The following is a 14839-nucleotide window of genomic DNA, read 5'->3' as shown; positions in this document are numbered from 1 at the left end:
CTCGACAGATGTATCGGTCGGCGAAACTCCCCGATCATCCCCGTCGATCTTGCTGCCGCACCGGGAAACTCCAAGATCCCCGACAGAGTCAAGCTGAGAGGCCCCGTTGTGTTCCGGCCAGTTTTGTGTCCTGCGGTTTCTGGGTGCGCGTGATGCGTGACAGGGTGACACTTGTTGACTGCTGTTTCGGAAGGGCGATTATGTGACGGCGCCGCTGCGGCTGGCTCGGATGCACCGTGTTCTCATCGGCGTGGTCGTGACCGGCGCCGTGATCATCGCTGGTATCGGCTTCACTGGCTCGTACGCGGCCGTCCGCGAGTTGGCGGTCAAGAAGGGCTTCGGAAGCTTCTCCTACGTCTTCCCGATCGGCATCGACGCCGGCATCTGTGTCCTCCTGGCCCTGGACCTCCTGCTGACCTGGATCCGTATCCCGTTCCCCCTGCTGCGGCAGACGGCCTGGCTGTTGACGGCCGCCACCATCGCGTTCAACGGAGCCGCCGCCTGGCCTGACCCGCTCGGCGTCGGCATGCACGCGGTGATCCCGGTGCTGTTTGTCGTGGCTGTGGAGGCGGCCCGGCACGCGATCGGCCGGATCGCCGACATCACCGCTGATAAGCACATGGAGGGCGTCCGCCTGACCCGCTGGCTCCTCTCGCCGGTCCCCACGTTCCTGCTGTGGCGCCGCATGAAGCTGTGGGAGTTGCGCTCCTATGACCAGGTCATCAAGCTCGAGCAGGAACGACTCGTCTACCAGGCCAGCCTCCGCTCCCGCTTTGGCCGTGCCTGGCGGCGCAAGGCCCCGGTGGAGTCGCTGATGCCGCTCCGACTGGCCCGCTACGGCCTGCCCTTGGCCGAGACCGCCCTGGCCGGGCTGGCCGCCGCGGGTATTGACGAGCCGCCGATCCAGTTCACCGTCGAGCCCACCCCGGTTCCGGCGCAGCGGCCAAGCCCCGAACTCGAGGATGGCGTCGACCAGGAGAAGGAACTGGTGCAGGCGCGCCGCGCGCAGCACCAACCGGTGGCGCAGCCTCCAACCGCAAACCCCGAGCGGCCGCACGAGCTGGCGGACGAAGGGAACGACCAACACCTCGCAAACGCCTATCAGGATTGGATGGCCGCCTTCGGAGTCGAACCCACGAGCGCGCAGTTCGCTTTGTGGCTCCAGGACCAGTACGGCATCGCCACCGCGGCCGGCGGGCCACTATCGGACCAGCAACTCGAACCCCTGCTGCGACTCCTCAAGCAGCGCCGGCCATCGGCTGAGAACGGGACCGAACCCCAAGCTCCGTACGACGCGGACGATGGATGGGGTGACTACTTCTACAACGCCTGGCTCGCATACGCGCAGGAACACGGGTCCTACCCCGATGCCGCCGCACTCGCGGCGTACGTCTACGAGCGGGACCAGATCACCGGCGGCAACGGCCAGCCCATCACCGGCGCAGATCTGGAGGGCTTCGTCTCGGCCTTCGGGCAGCGGGAGTTCGACGAGAGCGAGCCGCCCGTCGGCGAGGAAGCCACCGAGCCCGCCGCGCAAGCGCCCTCCGGCGAGTCGAGCGAGGACCAACCTGAAGGGGCACTGGCCGGCGCGGGCGCACAGCCTGCCAAGGAGCAGCGCAGTCCCAGGGTGAGCGCCGCCATTGATGACCCGCCGGGCGAGGGCGGCGCGAGGGGGGTGCCCACCGCGCTGACCACCGTCGACCGCTACTACCTCGCCTGGATCGAGTACCACACCGAGCACGGCGAGGAACCCAGAGCCGAGCAGCTGTCCGCCTACCTTGCGAGCGAGAAGGGCATGACCGGCCGCGGAGGAAAACCGGTCAGCCCGTCCACCCTGCGCCGCTACCTCTTGCCGTTCCGTGTCTACAACGTCTGGGCGGAACACCGGGTACGCAACGAAACCCCCTCGCTCGACAGGATTGCGCAGGAGTGCGCATCCCGCGGGATCACCGCGCAGCACAACAAGCCCCTCACTCCCGACTCCATTGCCGAGCAGGCCGTCGACTTCGAGCGGCGCTGGCAGGCACTGACCCGCCACCACGCGCAGCCACAGCAGTGACAAGCCGCCCCACGCTCGTCCCTGCGCACCAGTGATCCAGCCACCGTCACGGCAGCGCAATCGAGAAACCGCAGGTCAACCCACCATTGCGCAGACTGACTGCCCATTGCGCTGCCAGTGCGCACAGCGGTCTCCCTCACTGAAGCTGCGTCATCTTGAAGTAGCTGGTCAGGGAGTTGGCGCGTCTTCGTTTCGGGGTACTCGCACCGGTCGGCGGCCGATGACCATGGCGTAGATCATCGGGAAGGTCCGGTTCCGGTGGAATGCCGGGTTCGGCTGCGTCCGCGATCTGCCCCCGCCTACGATCCGTCAGCAGATCGACACGCTATGGGAGCGCGGGAGGATACAGGATGCAGTAGCGGCAGTGGATCACCGCTCGCCGGAGCGAACTGGGCGCCCTCGCCGAGCAGTTGACCAAGCAGCTTCAGGAGGTCCAGGTCGCGCGGAACGAACTGACGGTCGCGGAGCGGGCGTTGAACCGCCTGGCCGAGCAGGCCTAGGCAGACGCCGAGGCGGCCGAATCCGCCGCTCCGGTGTCGGCGCAAGTGGCCGGGCAGGCGGTCCTGCTCATGCCGTACCCCCAACGGCACACCGCCGCCACGGCCGCCGGGCGTGCGGAAGGTGACCGGTTGGATCACCCGCAACCCGGACCGCGTGAGCGACGATGACCGGCAGAAACTCAAGGCGATCCTGGCCCGTTGCCCCGAGCTGGAGGCCCCGACCGGGCACGTCCGGTCCTTCGCGCGATGATGGCCATCCGCAGCGCGGACCGGCTCAGGGAGTGGATCGCCGCCGCTCGCGCGGACGAGCGCCACGGTCTTCGTGCCTTCGCCAACGGACTCATGGCCGATCTCGACGCGGTCGTCCTCGGGTTGAGTACAGAGTGGAGCTCGGGCTGTAGCGAGGGCAGAGTGACATCAAGCTGCTGAAGCGGCAGATGGCGGGCCGTGCCGGCCACCCCTTGCTCCGCAAGCGAGTCCTGCTCGTGGCAGCCGACCGCCGACAACACAGAGTCACGACCACGGCGGCCTCATGATCGGTTTCACGGAAATCTTGGCAGAGCCACGGTTCACCCGCCGCCGACAGACCTTGCAATTGCGAGCACCGCCCGCCGCGCGGTCGACCCGAACTCCGCCAGAACTGCCCGCCGCTGCTCCGGCGCGTGCTCCCCGCACAGCCAATCCGCCCACACCGGGGCCGGATACCGCTCGGGCTGATCCCCGTGCAGCCGCTTCGCCACACGCTCCAGGGCTTCCGCGTACGCCTGTGCCTCTATCGTCCGGTGGTGGTAGGTGATGCACGTCTGCAGTCGATGCTGCGCCATGGTGTCCAGCAGCGAGGCCTGAAGCGCCCCCAGCCGCTGCCCGCGCACCTCCTCCTCGTGGCGCTCCTCGCTCATCAGCCGCCTCGGCGTCACGAGCGGGTCCCGTACCTCCATCACGATGATCTGGTACCGGGCCAGCAGCTCCCGCGAGACCGCCGACGCCAACGACAGCTTGTACAGCACCGGCCCGAACACGCTCTCGTCATCCATGGGCGCCGCCATCTCCTCCGGCAGCGGATCCCGCACCCCCTCGGCAACCTCCCAACGCGCCGGCCGCTCCTGCCAGATCCACGGAGTCCCCGTCAGATACAGCCGCCGCGCCGCGGGGATGACGTCCTGGTGGTGAGTGTCCGCCCAGGCCTTGCCCATGCTGCCCGACCTCCGGTGCACCTCGTCGACCACCGCCAGGTCCACCGGCGCTAGCTGCTGCCCGTACGCGCCCTCGAAGGCCTCCTCCAGCACACCTAGGGACGCGTATGTCGCGTAGATGGTCGTCGGCCGGTCCCGTGTGACAGCGCCACGTCCGCAGGCCGGGGAATCCGGGCCTGCGGACGCTACGGGTGCGACCCGCGCAGCGCCTGGTCCAGGCGGACCGCCAGCTCCTGCGCCACAGCTGCGACGTTGAGGCGCAGACTTTCGGTGCTCAGCGCCTCGTTGGCGTCGGTGCGCAGGGGCTGGTCGTTCATCATCCCGTCGAACGTGGCGCCGGGCCCGCGGTGCGCCGCCCCGACGGTGCCGCGGGTGAGCAGCATCGCGGGGTCGATCCCTGCGACCGGGACGGTCTTTTCCGGCATGGGAACGGGAATGGCCAGCAGGTGCTCGAGGAGCACGGCGATTCGCGTGGCGAGGTAGTCCGGATCGAAGATGGCCAGGGAGACGGTGTCGATCTTCGGCAGTGGTTCCCAGGCGCTGCGCTGACCGTTGCGCAGTACCGCGAGCCCGGTGGTCCCGCTGCTGCCGGGGGCGCGCACGAAGGCGACGGCGCTGTCGGCCGAGGACCCTCCGTGGACCTCTTCGGCTTGGGTGAACAGGCCCTGGCTGCGTCCGAGTTGCACCAGGTCGTCTCTGACTGTCTGCTGTCGTACCGCCTGCAGGCGCGCGTCGGTGCCGACGGGGGCGAGGTGCACCTCGAGCGTGGGCGGCTCAGTGCTGTAGGCCCCGTACAGGTTGGCCCGCCAGCGCAGGTCGGGAGCCTTGACGAGGACGGACCAGTCCGGCGCCGCGTCGCTGTTCGGCTGCGGCGTGGCGCCCGGTGTCGCCGATCCGGCCGGCGCGACGGCAGCCGGCAGGGCGGTGATCACGCCCAGGGCGAAGGCGGCGGCGTTGCGGGCCGCCCGGGGCTGGGAGCCCGCGTCGTCGCTGGCGGTCTTGGTGCCGTCCGCGCGGTCGCTGATCCCCCGGACCACGAGGACGTCGACACCGGCGTGGTGCGCTGCACGGGCGACGCCTGCCGCCTCCATCTCGATGGCGGCCGCGTCGTTGTAGGCGGTCCTCAGCAGCTCGGACAGGGCGGAGTCGGCGGTGTCCTTGACCTGGTCCCCGGAGGCGATCGGCTTGAAGTGCACCGTCGGTTCCGGGTCTTCGCCGCCGGGCAGCAGGGTGCGCCACGTGGATTGTGTGTCGGCGTAGCGGGCGATCTGCTGCAGGCGGTAGGACCCGTCCCAGACCTCCGGGCGCGCGTTGAACCCCGCCGAGGTGTCTTTTCCGCCCTGGTAGTTCATCACCTTGGTGGCGGCGATCACGTCGCCGAGCGCGATGTGGTCCTTGAGTGCGCCGGCGACGCCGACGAAGAACACCGCGGTGGGGTCCGCCCAAGTGATCACACGGTCCGCGACGAGCGCGGCCTGCGCGTTGCCGGGCCCGGTGCACGCCAGGCAGACGCTGAAGCCGGTACCGGGGAGCGGGGCCTCCTCGACGATCGTGCCCCCGGGCAGGTCGCGGCGTTGGGCACCCGGGAGGTGCGCGAGGACCGCGGCCGCCTCCAGAGGCAGGGCCGTCAGGACGACGATCCGGTTCGTTGCCACCGTGCTTCCTTCGCTGTCTTGTGGAGGACTCGGGCCCGCGCCTGCGCACCCGCTACTGTGCGTTGCCGTCGACCGCGTCCGGCTCCTCGTCGTCGCGTGACTGTTCGGCGGGGGCGGAGAGCCGCTTGTCGTGGGCGGCCGGAGGTTCCTGTCGTAGGTGCTGCCAGGACTTCTGGTCGTCGGAGATGATCGCGTCGAGCTCGTCCAGGTACGCGGTGGTCGCGGCCGTATCGACGGGCTGTCCGGCGGCCACGGCCGCCCGGAAGTCCACGTGCCGCGAGAGCGCCTCCAGTCGACGCACCGTTGCCGTGCGAAGTACCCACAACCGCCGGTGCGAGAAGAATGCCTCCGCGGCGGCCAGGACGGTGATCAGCGCGCCGAGGACCAGCGCGATGTTGAGCATCCGGGTCCGCGTCTCCTCCGAGGTGCGCAGGCCCAGCAGCACCGTGACGGTCGCGGACAGCGTCACGGTGGCCAGCTGCAGCCCGAAGGCCTTGCGCTTGTCCCGTTTCCTGCGGCGCGCGAACGCCTCGAGCTGCCGGTCGACCTCGTCGCGCACGAACTGCCACCCGGCGTCCACCCCGGCCCCCGGCGCCCCCTGGGCCGCCGGCCGACCCGTCGATCCGCGCTTCACCCGGTTCCCTCCCGTTCGCGCCCCGCGAGGCGCACCTCGTCCGTGCCGTCGTGCACAACCCCAGCCTGCGCGCCATCCTACCAACGTCCGATACATCCATGTCCAGAATAACTGGACATGGATGCGGTAGCCTGGTCGGGTGACTTCGACCGCCGATCAGCTGCAGGCCCTGCTGGGCGACACGGCCTTCCGTGCCCTTGAATCGCTTGCCCGTTCGAACGCGCCGGTGAGCGGGCGGGCGCTGGCGCGCGCGCTCGATATCGCCCCTACGACCGCGACGTCGACGCTCGCGACGCTCAAGAAGGCGGGCTTCGTGACATCGACCGTCGAGGGCCGCTCCACGTTGTGGCGTGTGGACCTGACCAACCCGAGGGTGCGCGAGTGGCTCTACGAGTCCGCGGGCCTGACCGCGGGCGGCGAGGAGAGCGTTGCGCGCCCGCGGATGACGGCGGTGGTGTTCACCGCGCTCCAGGACGAGTACGAGGCGGTCGCGGCGCACCTGCCCGCGCGACGGACCAGTCGGGTGCGCACGACGCGTTTCGAGGTCGGCGCGTTCGCGGGCGACCACATCGACTGGACCGTGTACGTGGCGGAGGTCGGCGAGGGCAACACGCGCACGGCCGCGGAGTTCGCCTCGGCCACCGCAGCGCTGGATCCCCAGCTGGTGTTCTTCGTCGGCGTCGCGGGCTCGGTCAAACCGGAGGATCTGGTCCGCGGCGACGTGGTGGTTGCTGACCGGGTCTACGACATGCACCGGGGCAAGGACGTGTGGGACGAGGTCAAGGGGTCGATCCACCTGGCGCGTCTCGTGTCCTTCCCCGCCGCCAACAGACTCGTGCACTTGGCGAGGCACGTGCGCAGGGGTGAGTGGACGGATGGGCTCCCTGGCGATGGCGTGAACGCGCGGGGGGTCAAGCCGCGGGTGGAGATCAAGGCGATCGCCGCCGGGCAGGTCGTCCACGCCGATGCCCGTTCGGCGCTGATGGAGAAGGTCCGCCGCGACATCAACGATGCCGCGGCGGTCGACATGGAGTCGTTCGGACTCTACGAGACCTCCCACATGACGGAGGTGGCCGCCCTTGCCGTACGCGGGATCTCTGACAGCGTCGACGACAAGGCAGCGGGGGCGGACCGGAAGTGGCAGCCCCTGGCATCGGGGCACGCCGCTGCGTTCGCGTTCGCGCTGCTGCGCCAGGCCGAGCCGGAGGACCTGCCGCCGGGCGGGAGCGCTCCGGCGGGCACCGGGGCCCCGGCCGCCGCCCCCTCCGCGGTCGAGTCGCTGCTGCGTGTGGGACCGCACGTGGCGCTGGCCTACCAGTGGGCTGTGCCGCTGGTGGGGGCGCGCGCCACCGTGGTCGTCGAGGAGTTGGCGAATCTGGGCGGGCAGCCGGGGACATGGCTGAGCCGGTTCAAGCGGCGGCCACCGCAGCACTTCCGCGACGACGACGGCGGCCCACTGTGGGTCTTGGTCGCCGAGTTCGCCCATTCCCACGACCACGCGACGGCCTCGTGGCTCTTCGAGCAGGCGGCGCGGCGATCGCCCGACGGCCTGCTGTCCGCGTACCTGTATGGAAGGGCCGCGGGCTGCGCCCTCCAGGCCGAGGACCCGGACAAAGCCGGGGAACTTTTCGCGCTCGCTGAGGAGGCCGCTCCCGCGGGCCGACCGTTGTGGGAGCTGTACCGTGCGCTGTCCTCCGGCGCCGCCGCGGTCGCTCCCAGGCTCTTGGCGGTGGCCGGGGCGCTGGAGCTGCCGCTGCCGAAGCCGGCCGTGGTGGGCCTGGGGGGAGCCGCCGAGACGCTGCCGGTCGGCGATGACGAGTTCGTCGAGTTCGTCGCGGACTTCGCGGAACGCTACCCGGCCTTCTTGGAGTCGGTGAGGCTGAACGCCGCCCTGACGGCAACCGTTGCGCTGTATCAGACCCCTGGTCAGATCGACGCGGCATTGATCCTGGCGGAGAGCCTCAACGAGGCCTTCGCGCCGTATCGTCCCGGCTCCGCTGGAATGTCGGCGTTGGCGGCCCTGCGCGGACCGCGCTCGTCGGCGATCGCCATGGAGCTGGCGCGGACACTCGTCGTGAAGGCCGCTGACCAGGTCAGCCGCGTCTCCGGCTTCGACAGGGACGCCGCGCTTAGCCGCGCGGAGGGACTCGCCCTCGCGGCCCGCGGCCGCCGGCTGGACTGGAACGGCCCCACGGCCGAGGCCCTCACCCTCGCAGCTCAGGCGCGCGCGCTGACAGGCGATGACCGAGGCGCGTTGGCGATGCTGCTGCCACCCCCCGCAGGCACGGCCGAACCGACTGAGGCCACCTCCGGGCCCGTGGTACTCGTCGCCGCCGGTCTGGCCGCGCAGACCGGAACGGTCGATCTGGCTCTCGAACTCTCCGCGCGGATCGAGGACCCCGTCGAGCGGCGCCTCATGACCGCGCTCGCGCTCGCCCAGCGCGAGGACTCCCGCCGCGAAGCCGCCGCAGAGTTCCGCGCCGTCCTCGGCGAGATCGCGCCCCAGACCGGCACAGACCAGCAACTGCGGGCCCTGCTCGGTCTGTCACTGGTCGACGCACTCGATGAGACCGAACTGTCGCAACTCGAGGCGTTCGACACCGAAATCGCGGACCTCACCCGCGCCCAATCCCTGCTGAGGGTCGGAGACGTCGCCCAGGCTCAGATCCTGGCCCGCCGCTACCCCGACTCCGAGCGCGCCCTGCAGATCCGCGGCACCTGCCTCCTGCGCCAGGGCGACATCGCCGGCGCGGTCGGCGCCCTGGAGCGGTTCGCCGAGCAGCACAACCACGACGAACGGCACCGCCTCAGCGCGGCCCTTCTGGCTCACACGCACGGAATGCTGGACGACGCCGAGCGCCTGGCCACACGCTTGACGTCGAGCGACGACGCTTTCCGCCGCCGGACTGCCCGCGAGATCCTCCTCGACACCGCGGCACGTCGAGAAGCATGGACCGAGGTACTGGCGGAGACACGACGCCTCTTGGCCGACGACGAGATCGCCGAGGCGGACCCGAACCATGAGGCCAGCCGGATCAACTACCGGTGGGCAAGCGTCCACGCCCTGCATCAGCTGCGCCGGATGGACGAGGCCTACCAGGTCATCAGGTCTGATCCCAGGCTGAAACCCACGAACCGCAACCAGGCCCGGCTTCTTGCCTCCGTGCTGCGCACTATCGCGCCCTCGATCACGCAGGCTGACACCGACATCACGCAGGAAGAAGTCCTGTCCGCTGCCACGGAAGCCGCTCAGGCGTTCCCTGACGACGAGGAACTGGTCGCCACCGCGGTCATGACCGGCTTCGCGATGCCCGCCGCCTCGGACAACAACTACCGGCTGATGGCCAAGGCGCGCGACCTGCATCAGGCGTTTTTCGAGCGCTTCCCCGACAGCAACCTTATCGAGCAAGTGCCGGTCGACGACACACTGGACGGGCTGAAGACCTTCTTGCGCACCCGTATCGCGCCGACCGCGGATGCTGCGGCCCAGATGGAGAGCGATGCTGCCGCAGGACAGCTTCCGATCAGTGTTGTCGCCGGTGCGTTCGGCCACAGCTACGCCGACGCCCTGATTCGGAACATCGTCCGCTGCTACGTCGTCCGCGCCCGCGAGGTGGGCATCAGCTCCCAGGAGATCGACGCCGCGCGACAGGCGCGAAACGCGACGGTCGTCGTGGATACCTCAGCCCTGTTCCTGTCCCCGACCGTGCTCGGTGATGCCACGCAACTGCGGGAGCACTTCGAGCAGCTCCTCGTCACCGCGGCGCAGCGCGACGACATTCTGCAGGCGCGTTCCTCGCTGTCGGTGCGGAGCTCCGGATGGCTCGGCTGGGACTCGTACACCCAACGCCCGGTCTTCACGGAGTACTCGGAAAAGGTCACCCAGCGCTGGGCGGACCGGGCCGCAACACTCGCCGCCGCGCTCGGCGGCTGCGACGTCGTCCCTGTCGACCCGCCCTCCGACCACGAGGACGCCCGGCATCGGGTCTGGAGTTCGCCCATCCGGCTCGCTCGTGAACGCGGTGTGAGCCTGGTTGCGGACGACGCCGTGCTGCGAGCTGTGGCCCGCAGCGAGGGAGTCCCCGCGTTCGGCAGCCTGCAACTCCTCGAAGCCCTTGTCCAGGACGGAGCCCTTCCTACTGACGCGATCAGGCAAGCGCATCGCCGCCTGATGGAGCTCCCAGCAGCCGAATTGCCGGTGCTGGACCAACTGCACCAGATCGCCCGCGAGGATGACTGGAAGCCCAGCAGCTACGCCGCCTTCCTTCTCACGCGCGCTTCGACCTGGCAACCGGTCGCGAGCGGATGGTTCAAGTACAAGAAGGTAATCGAGGACCTGCCTGGGAAGGATCCTGAGCTGGCCGCGGAATGGTGCTTGGCTGCTCTGAGCGGCCTGCGCCAGGTAACCGCAGCCGAGACGCTACCGACTCTCGCCGGCGCTCTCATCGCCTGGACCCTGTTTGAAACGCATGGTGGAACGGCTCTGCCCCGTCTGCTCGAAAACGCCCAACGCATGGTCAGACACTCCGTCCCTCAGGCAGACCTCCTCGAGGAGGTGGTACGACAGCTGGTGATGACCGGACGACGCATCGCCCCTGCGGAGCTGGTCGGCTCCATCGTCGTGCCGCTGCTGTCGGGGCTGGAGAACGAGGAGCGCGTCCGTGCACTGAAGCTGTTCTTCACTATGCCGTGAAGCACGTGGCCCGGTGAACCGCTCCGGGCCACACGGCGCCCGCCGCACCCCCGTCCGCGCCGCCCTTGGCGTCTTCGCGAGAGATAGACGGCAGCGCCCGGGCCAGCACGTCCTGCTCGACCCCGCACAGTGCAGCCAGCATCCGCCGGCCGCCCTCGCTGAGCACCAGCTCCGCATCAGCCGGCGTTGGTGTCTGCGTAAACGGTGCTGGAGGGGGTTCCTCCCCTGGTGGGGGAGTGGCGGACGAATCGGACACCCGGCGGCGCGCGGCCCCCCAGACGCCGCCATACCGGCCACCTTCACCGCGAGCACACCGCCGTCGGCGAGGCGGCGAACACGGCCACCCGCTGTGCCACCGACGAGCCCTCCTGCACATCCATGGCGACAGACAGGGGATGGGACTCGCGCAGAACATCACTGCATGGGCCCTGGCGAGTACCGGGCGAGGCATCGTGCTGTACCAGATCCACGGGCCGGTCCTCGTCACCGGGCTCGCCCACGACGGGGGAATGGCCGCCCTGGACGGTGGCCTGGCTCCAGCACGCGCACGCGGTTGCGCAGACCGTACGCGAAACACTGGGGGAGTGGCACACCTGGCCGCCCGCGTCCAACGAGGCGGCCCTGAGCGAACTGCTCGCCTATGCGGCCCGTGACGTGGCCCAGCCGGTAGCGCGCGCTGCGGATCCTGCGCACGTGCCGTCACAGGGCCTTGCGCATGGTCGCACCCTGGCCATGGAGGAGTTCGTTGATCAGCTGTTCTGTCTCCGGTTCCAGGGATGCATCCAGTGCCCTGTTGATCTGTTGGACGCGGGCGATGGCGGTGTGCAGGCCGGAGCGGTTCTGGGCGGCGTGCTCTACCCTCATCCACGCCCTGTAGAGCAACTCGGAACTGTCGTCGACGTCGAGGCCGGTTGCGATGGCCTGCCGTGCTGCGCTGAGGTTGTGGTGGGGGCCCGCCGGGATGCGGTAGGTGGCGACCGTGTGTGCGACGTCGATGATCCTGGTGATCATCTCTTGTTGGAAGGGTTCGGCCCAGGGTAGCGGCCTGGAGCCGAACGGCCGTCCTCGCACCAGGCCGAGGGCTTTCTCCAGGTCTTGGAGGCCGGCCGGCCCCTGGGGCAGTGCGCGCTCGGCGATCTGGAGGAACTTCGTCCAGTCGCACCGCACGGCGGGGGAGAGGCGGTAGGGGTCGTCGCCGGTGCGGCGGCGTGGCACGTACGCGTTGCCGGCCGGGTCGTTGCCCCATGCGCTGCGCAGGCCCCGCAGGCGGGCGTTGAGGGTGCTCGCCTCCCAGGGGGTGAGCGGGTCCATGTCGGAGCACAGCGCATCGGCGCTGCGATTAGGACGGAAGTACATCAACGCGGCGAGCTGGGCGATGCGTGGACCGTGCCCTGAACTGGCCACGCCATCCACCTCGACCGGTCCCAGGACGCGGATCTCCGGTGCATGCAGGTCGTGTGCGTCGCCGGCCGCCGTGCCCCCGGCGCCGTGCGCTCCTGGGACCAAAGAGGCCGGAACTTCTGCTTCTTCGGTCTCTGGCGGGTCGGCGGCGAGGTCCTCTCCGGGATCCTCCTGCCCGGGATGTGACGCGGCAGGCAGCAGGCGCAGGCCGCTTGGATCGGCGGAGGCGGCCAGCAGGGCGGGGAACACCTCGCTGTCGGTCACGTCCCCCGTCACCGGCGCCGCCGCGGGCGCCTGGCTGCCGCTGTCCGAGTCGGCAGCGGGGTCGAGGCCGTCGAAGGCCTCCGCCATGGCGAGGTCGGATTGCCGTCCGGGGCCTGGCTCGTCGGGAACCTCCTGCCACGGTCCCTGGGCCGGTTCGGCCGGTTGCCCGGAGAGGGCGAGTGCCGTGGTGATCTGCTCGTAGGCGGCGTGTTCCAGGCGCTGCACGGTGATGTCGGTACCGATGGAGTCGAGGCGCTGCGGCGTACTGAGGGATGCGTTGAGGATTTCCGCTTCGGGGAAGTACGCCCCGGCGGAGCTGGCCGGGGCGATGAACGTGACCGGCACGCCGCCGGCCCTTGCGATCACGTCGGCGAACTGCCAGGCCGTGTCGGCGTCCAGGGTGGCCGCGCACAGCAGCAGATAGGGCTGGTTGCTGGCATCGGGCATCTGGTGGGCTTCCAGTAGCCGCTCGGTCAGGTCCCTAAGCGCATGGGCGGGCTGCCGCATGTGTGCGATCCGGCAGGTCGGCAGCAGCTGCGGCAGGTCCTCGCCGAAGCCGACGGTGACCACTTCGACCTCACTCGCCCACGGGCTCATCCCCAGCTCCAGGGCCAGCGATGTGCATACCTCCGTGATGTGCAGCGGATCGCCGTCCAGCAGCACGGCGGGCGTTTGCGCGAGGTTGAGCAGCACGAGTTCACCCAAGGCGGTGCTGCCCATGGTGACCAGGCCCGGATACGGGGCCGGCATCTCGCGTGTTTCGTCCTCGTCCAGAAGGTCGGCGTCGGCGGCCAGGCGCCACCATCCGGCCTGCCCTGTCGTGAACGGCGCCCGGGGCTCCTGGCTGCGGTCCTGCGGCAGGACCTCCAGCGAGCGGGCCCCGATCCGCGCGGCCCGCAGCACGGGCGCCTCTTCACCATCCTGGTCGGCCAGGTGCGCGAGGGTGTGCAGCGCCAGGTGCAGGCGGGCGGCACCAGCCGGTTCGGCGGCCGCTGCGAGCTTTGCCTCCGCGGGGGAGGTCTGCGGAGCGATGGCGATGGTCTCGCCGGGCTTGCGGCGGCGGCGCTGCAGCAGCCTGCGTACGGCGAGCGCCCCGGTGACCGCGGCCGCCAGCAGTGCGCCGGCGCCCAGGACCGTGCGCAGCTGCAGCGGGCTGCTCGCCGACGACGTCGGCGCCTGGGAGCCGGTTGCAGCGGGGGAGGAGCCGGGTGCGGACGCGGCGGCCGACGCCGGTGCGGAGGCGCTGGCAGAGGGCCGGGACATCGCGGGCGGCACCTTTTGCTCCAGAGCAGGCTGCGTGCCGGGCATGGAGGACGCCGACGCGCTCGAACTCCGTGCGGGTGCCGGCTGCTTGCCCTCGCTGTGCCCGTCGTCCTGCTGGTCGTGGGGAGTCGCGGTGGACGGGGGCGTGTGCGGGCGGCTGCCGGAGTTGTCGGCACGCCTACCGTCGGCGCGCTCGGTGTCCTGGGCCTGATCGTGCGGGTCGGATGGGGCGCCGGGCACGGTGATCTGTTGCCCCGGGTAGATCACGTTGGGGTTGGTGATGTCCGGAAGGCCGTCGGGTTGCGGTTTGCCCCAACTGGCCTCGTACAGTTGCGGCCAGGCGTTGCCGTCGCCGAGTTCCTTCTGGGCGATCTTCGAAAGGTAGTCGCCGTCCCGCGCGGTGACCGTGTGTTCACTCTTCTCGGAGACGGCTGGCGCACTGGCACTCAGCTGTGTGCGTACTCCTCCGGAGGCAGAGGCTTCGGAGTTGTTGTTGTCCGCTGCGTCGCTGCTGGCGGGGGGCCGGGCGTCGAGGGGCAGCTTGATGACCGCTGCTCTCGGCAAGTACTGGTCGCCGGCGGTCAGTTCGGGGATGTGGGGATTGAGGGCGGCGATGTCTTTCCAGCGCTGACCTTTGCCGAGATAGGTCTCGGCGAGGTCCCACGGGGTCTCGGTGGCCGACGTGACGGTGTGCGTGGGGAAGCGGGCATCGGCACTGGGCGTGCCGCTTGGCGTAGCCGCGGCGTTTGCGGCGGGGTCGGCCACGGTCTGGGTGACGGCGATGGCGGGTGTAGTAGTGGCGGCTGATGCAGCGGTCGGGGCCAGCAGCACGATGCCGCCGACCAGGAAGCCGGCCAGGGACTGCATGCCGCCCAGGCCGCGGATGCGGGGCGCGGAGCGACGACGAGCCACGGCGACGACTTCGAGAGCGACGCTGAAGGTGAACGCGGCCCAGGCGGCCCAGCCGATGCAGGTGAGTGCGACCAGCCACAGGGTGCCGTCGTCCTGCTCAAGCAGCAGGTCGGCCCCACCGGACAGCTCGGTGGGCTGGTGGCCAAGGGTGAGCAGGGCGAGAGGGACGCCGCCGACCAGCGCGATCAGGAGGATCAGGCCGGTCAGGGCACGCAACAGTGCGCCGGCGGCGCGCAGCGGCTTGGGGGTGCGGGGTGCCATAGCG

The 14839-nt window shown here is 70.2% G+C and carries 7 protein-coding genes; 3 read left to right on the top strand and 4 right to left on the bottom strand.

Going from position 1 to position 14839, the window contains the following annotated elements:
• Positions 1-229: 229 nt before the first annotated feature.
• Positions 230-2059, top strand: coding sequence for a DUF2637 domain-containing protein (locus ACWEN3_RS00980; RefSeq protein ID WP_452963995.1), 1830 nt, complete (start codon positions 230-232; stop codon positions 2057-2059).
• A 621-nt stretch (positions 2060-2680) separates the two neighbouring features.
• Complete coding sequence (locus ACWEN3_RS00975; protein WP_452963991.1) at positions 2681-2809, top strand: hypothetical protein; 129 nt, start codon at positions 2681-2683, stop codon at positions 2807-2809.
• Positions 2810-3128: 319 nt separating this feature from the next.
• On the opposite strand, the gene ACWEN3_RS00970 is transcribed toward ACWEN3_RS00975, so the two are convergent.
• The 3 genes from ACWEN3_RS00970 to ACWEN3_RS00960 all read right to left on the bottom strand — a co-directional run bounded on the left by ACWEN3_RS00970 (position 3129) and on the right by ACWEN3_RS00960 (position 6041).
• Positions 3129-3845, bottom strand: coding sequence for a hypothetical protein (locus ACWEN3_RS00970; RefSeq protein ID WP_452963989.1), 717 nt, complete (start codon positions 3843-3845; stop codon positions 3129-3131).
• 92 nt (positions 3846-3937) lie between these two features.
• The gene (locus ACWEN3_RS00965; RefSeq protein ID WP_452963987.1) at positions 3938-5407 is read right to left on the bottom strand and encodes a 5'-methylthioadenosine/S-adenosylhomocysteine nucleosidase; all 1470 of its coding nucleotides are present in this window, start codon (positions 5405-5407) and stop codon (positions 3938-3940) included.
• Between the two features lie 52 nt (positions 5408-5459).
• A complete protein-coding gene (locus ACWEN3_RS00960) occupies positions 5460-6041 on the bottom strand; it encodes an SLATT domain-containing protein (protein ID WP_452963985.1) in 582 nt (193 codons plus the stop codon).
• A gap of 139 nt (positions 6042-6180) precedes the next feature.
• Here ACWEN3_RS00960 and ACWEN3_RS00955 point away from each other — a divergent pair, with 139 nt between their 5' ends.
• The gene (locus ACWEN3_RS00955) at positions 6181-10734 is read left to right on the top strand and encodes a phosphorylase family protein (RefSeq protein ID WP_452963983.1); all 4554 of its coding nucleotides are present in this window, start codon (positions 6181-6183) and stop codon (positions 10732-10734) included.
• A 699-nt stretch (positions 10735-11433) separates the two neighbouring features.
• On the opposite strand, the gene ACWEN3_RS00950 is transcribed toward ACWEN3_RS00955, so the two are convergent.
• Positions 11434-14835 carry a LysM peptidoglycan-binding domain-containing protein gene (locus ACWEN3_RS00950; protein WP_452963981.1) on the bottom strand — a complete coding sequence of 1134 codons (3402 nt, stop codon included), beginning with the start codon at positions 14833-14835 and terminating at the stop codon, positions 11434-11436.
• Positions 14836-14839 lie beyond the last annotated feature (4 nt).

This window comes from Streptomyces sp. NPDC004561, assembly GCF_053602155.1.
Note: the sequence above shows the minus strand (reverse complement) of the source record. Positions and strands in the feature narration are given on the sequence as shown.

Bases quoted from the DNA above. Each gene is read 5' to 3' on its own strand.
- ACWEN3_RS00980 (WP_452963995.1), top strand. From the start codon at position 230: ATGCACCGTGTTCTCATCGGCGTGGTCGTGACCGGCGCCGTGATCATC.
- ACWEN3_RS00950 (WP_452963981.1), bottom strand. From the start codon at position 14,835: ATGGCACCCCGCACCCCCAAGCCGCTGCGCGCCGCCGGCGCACTGTTG.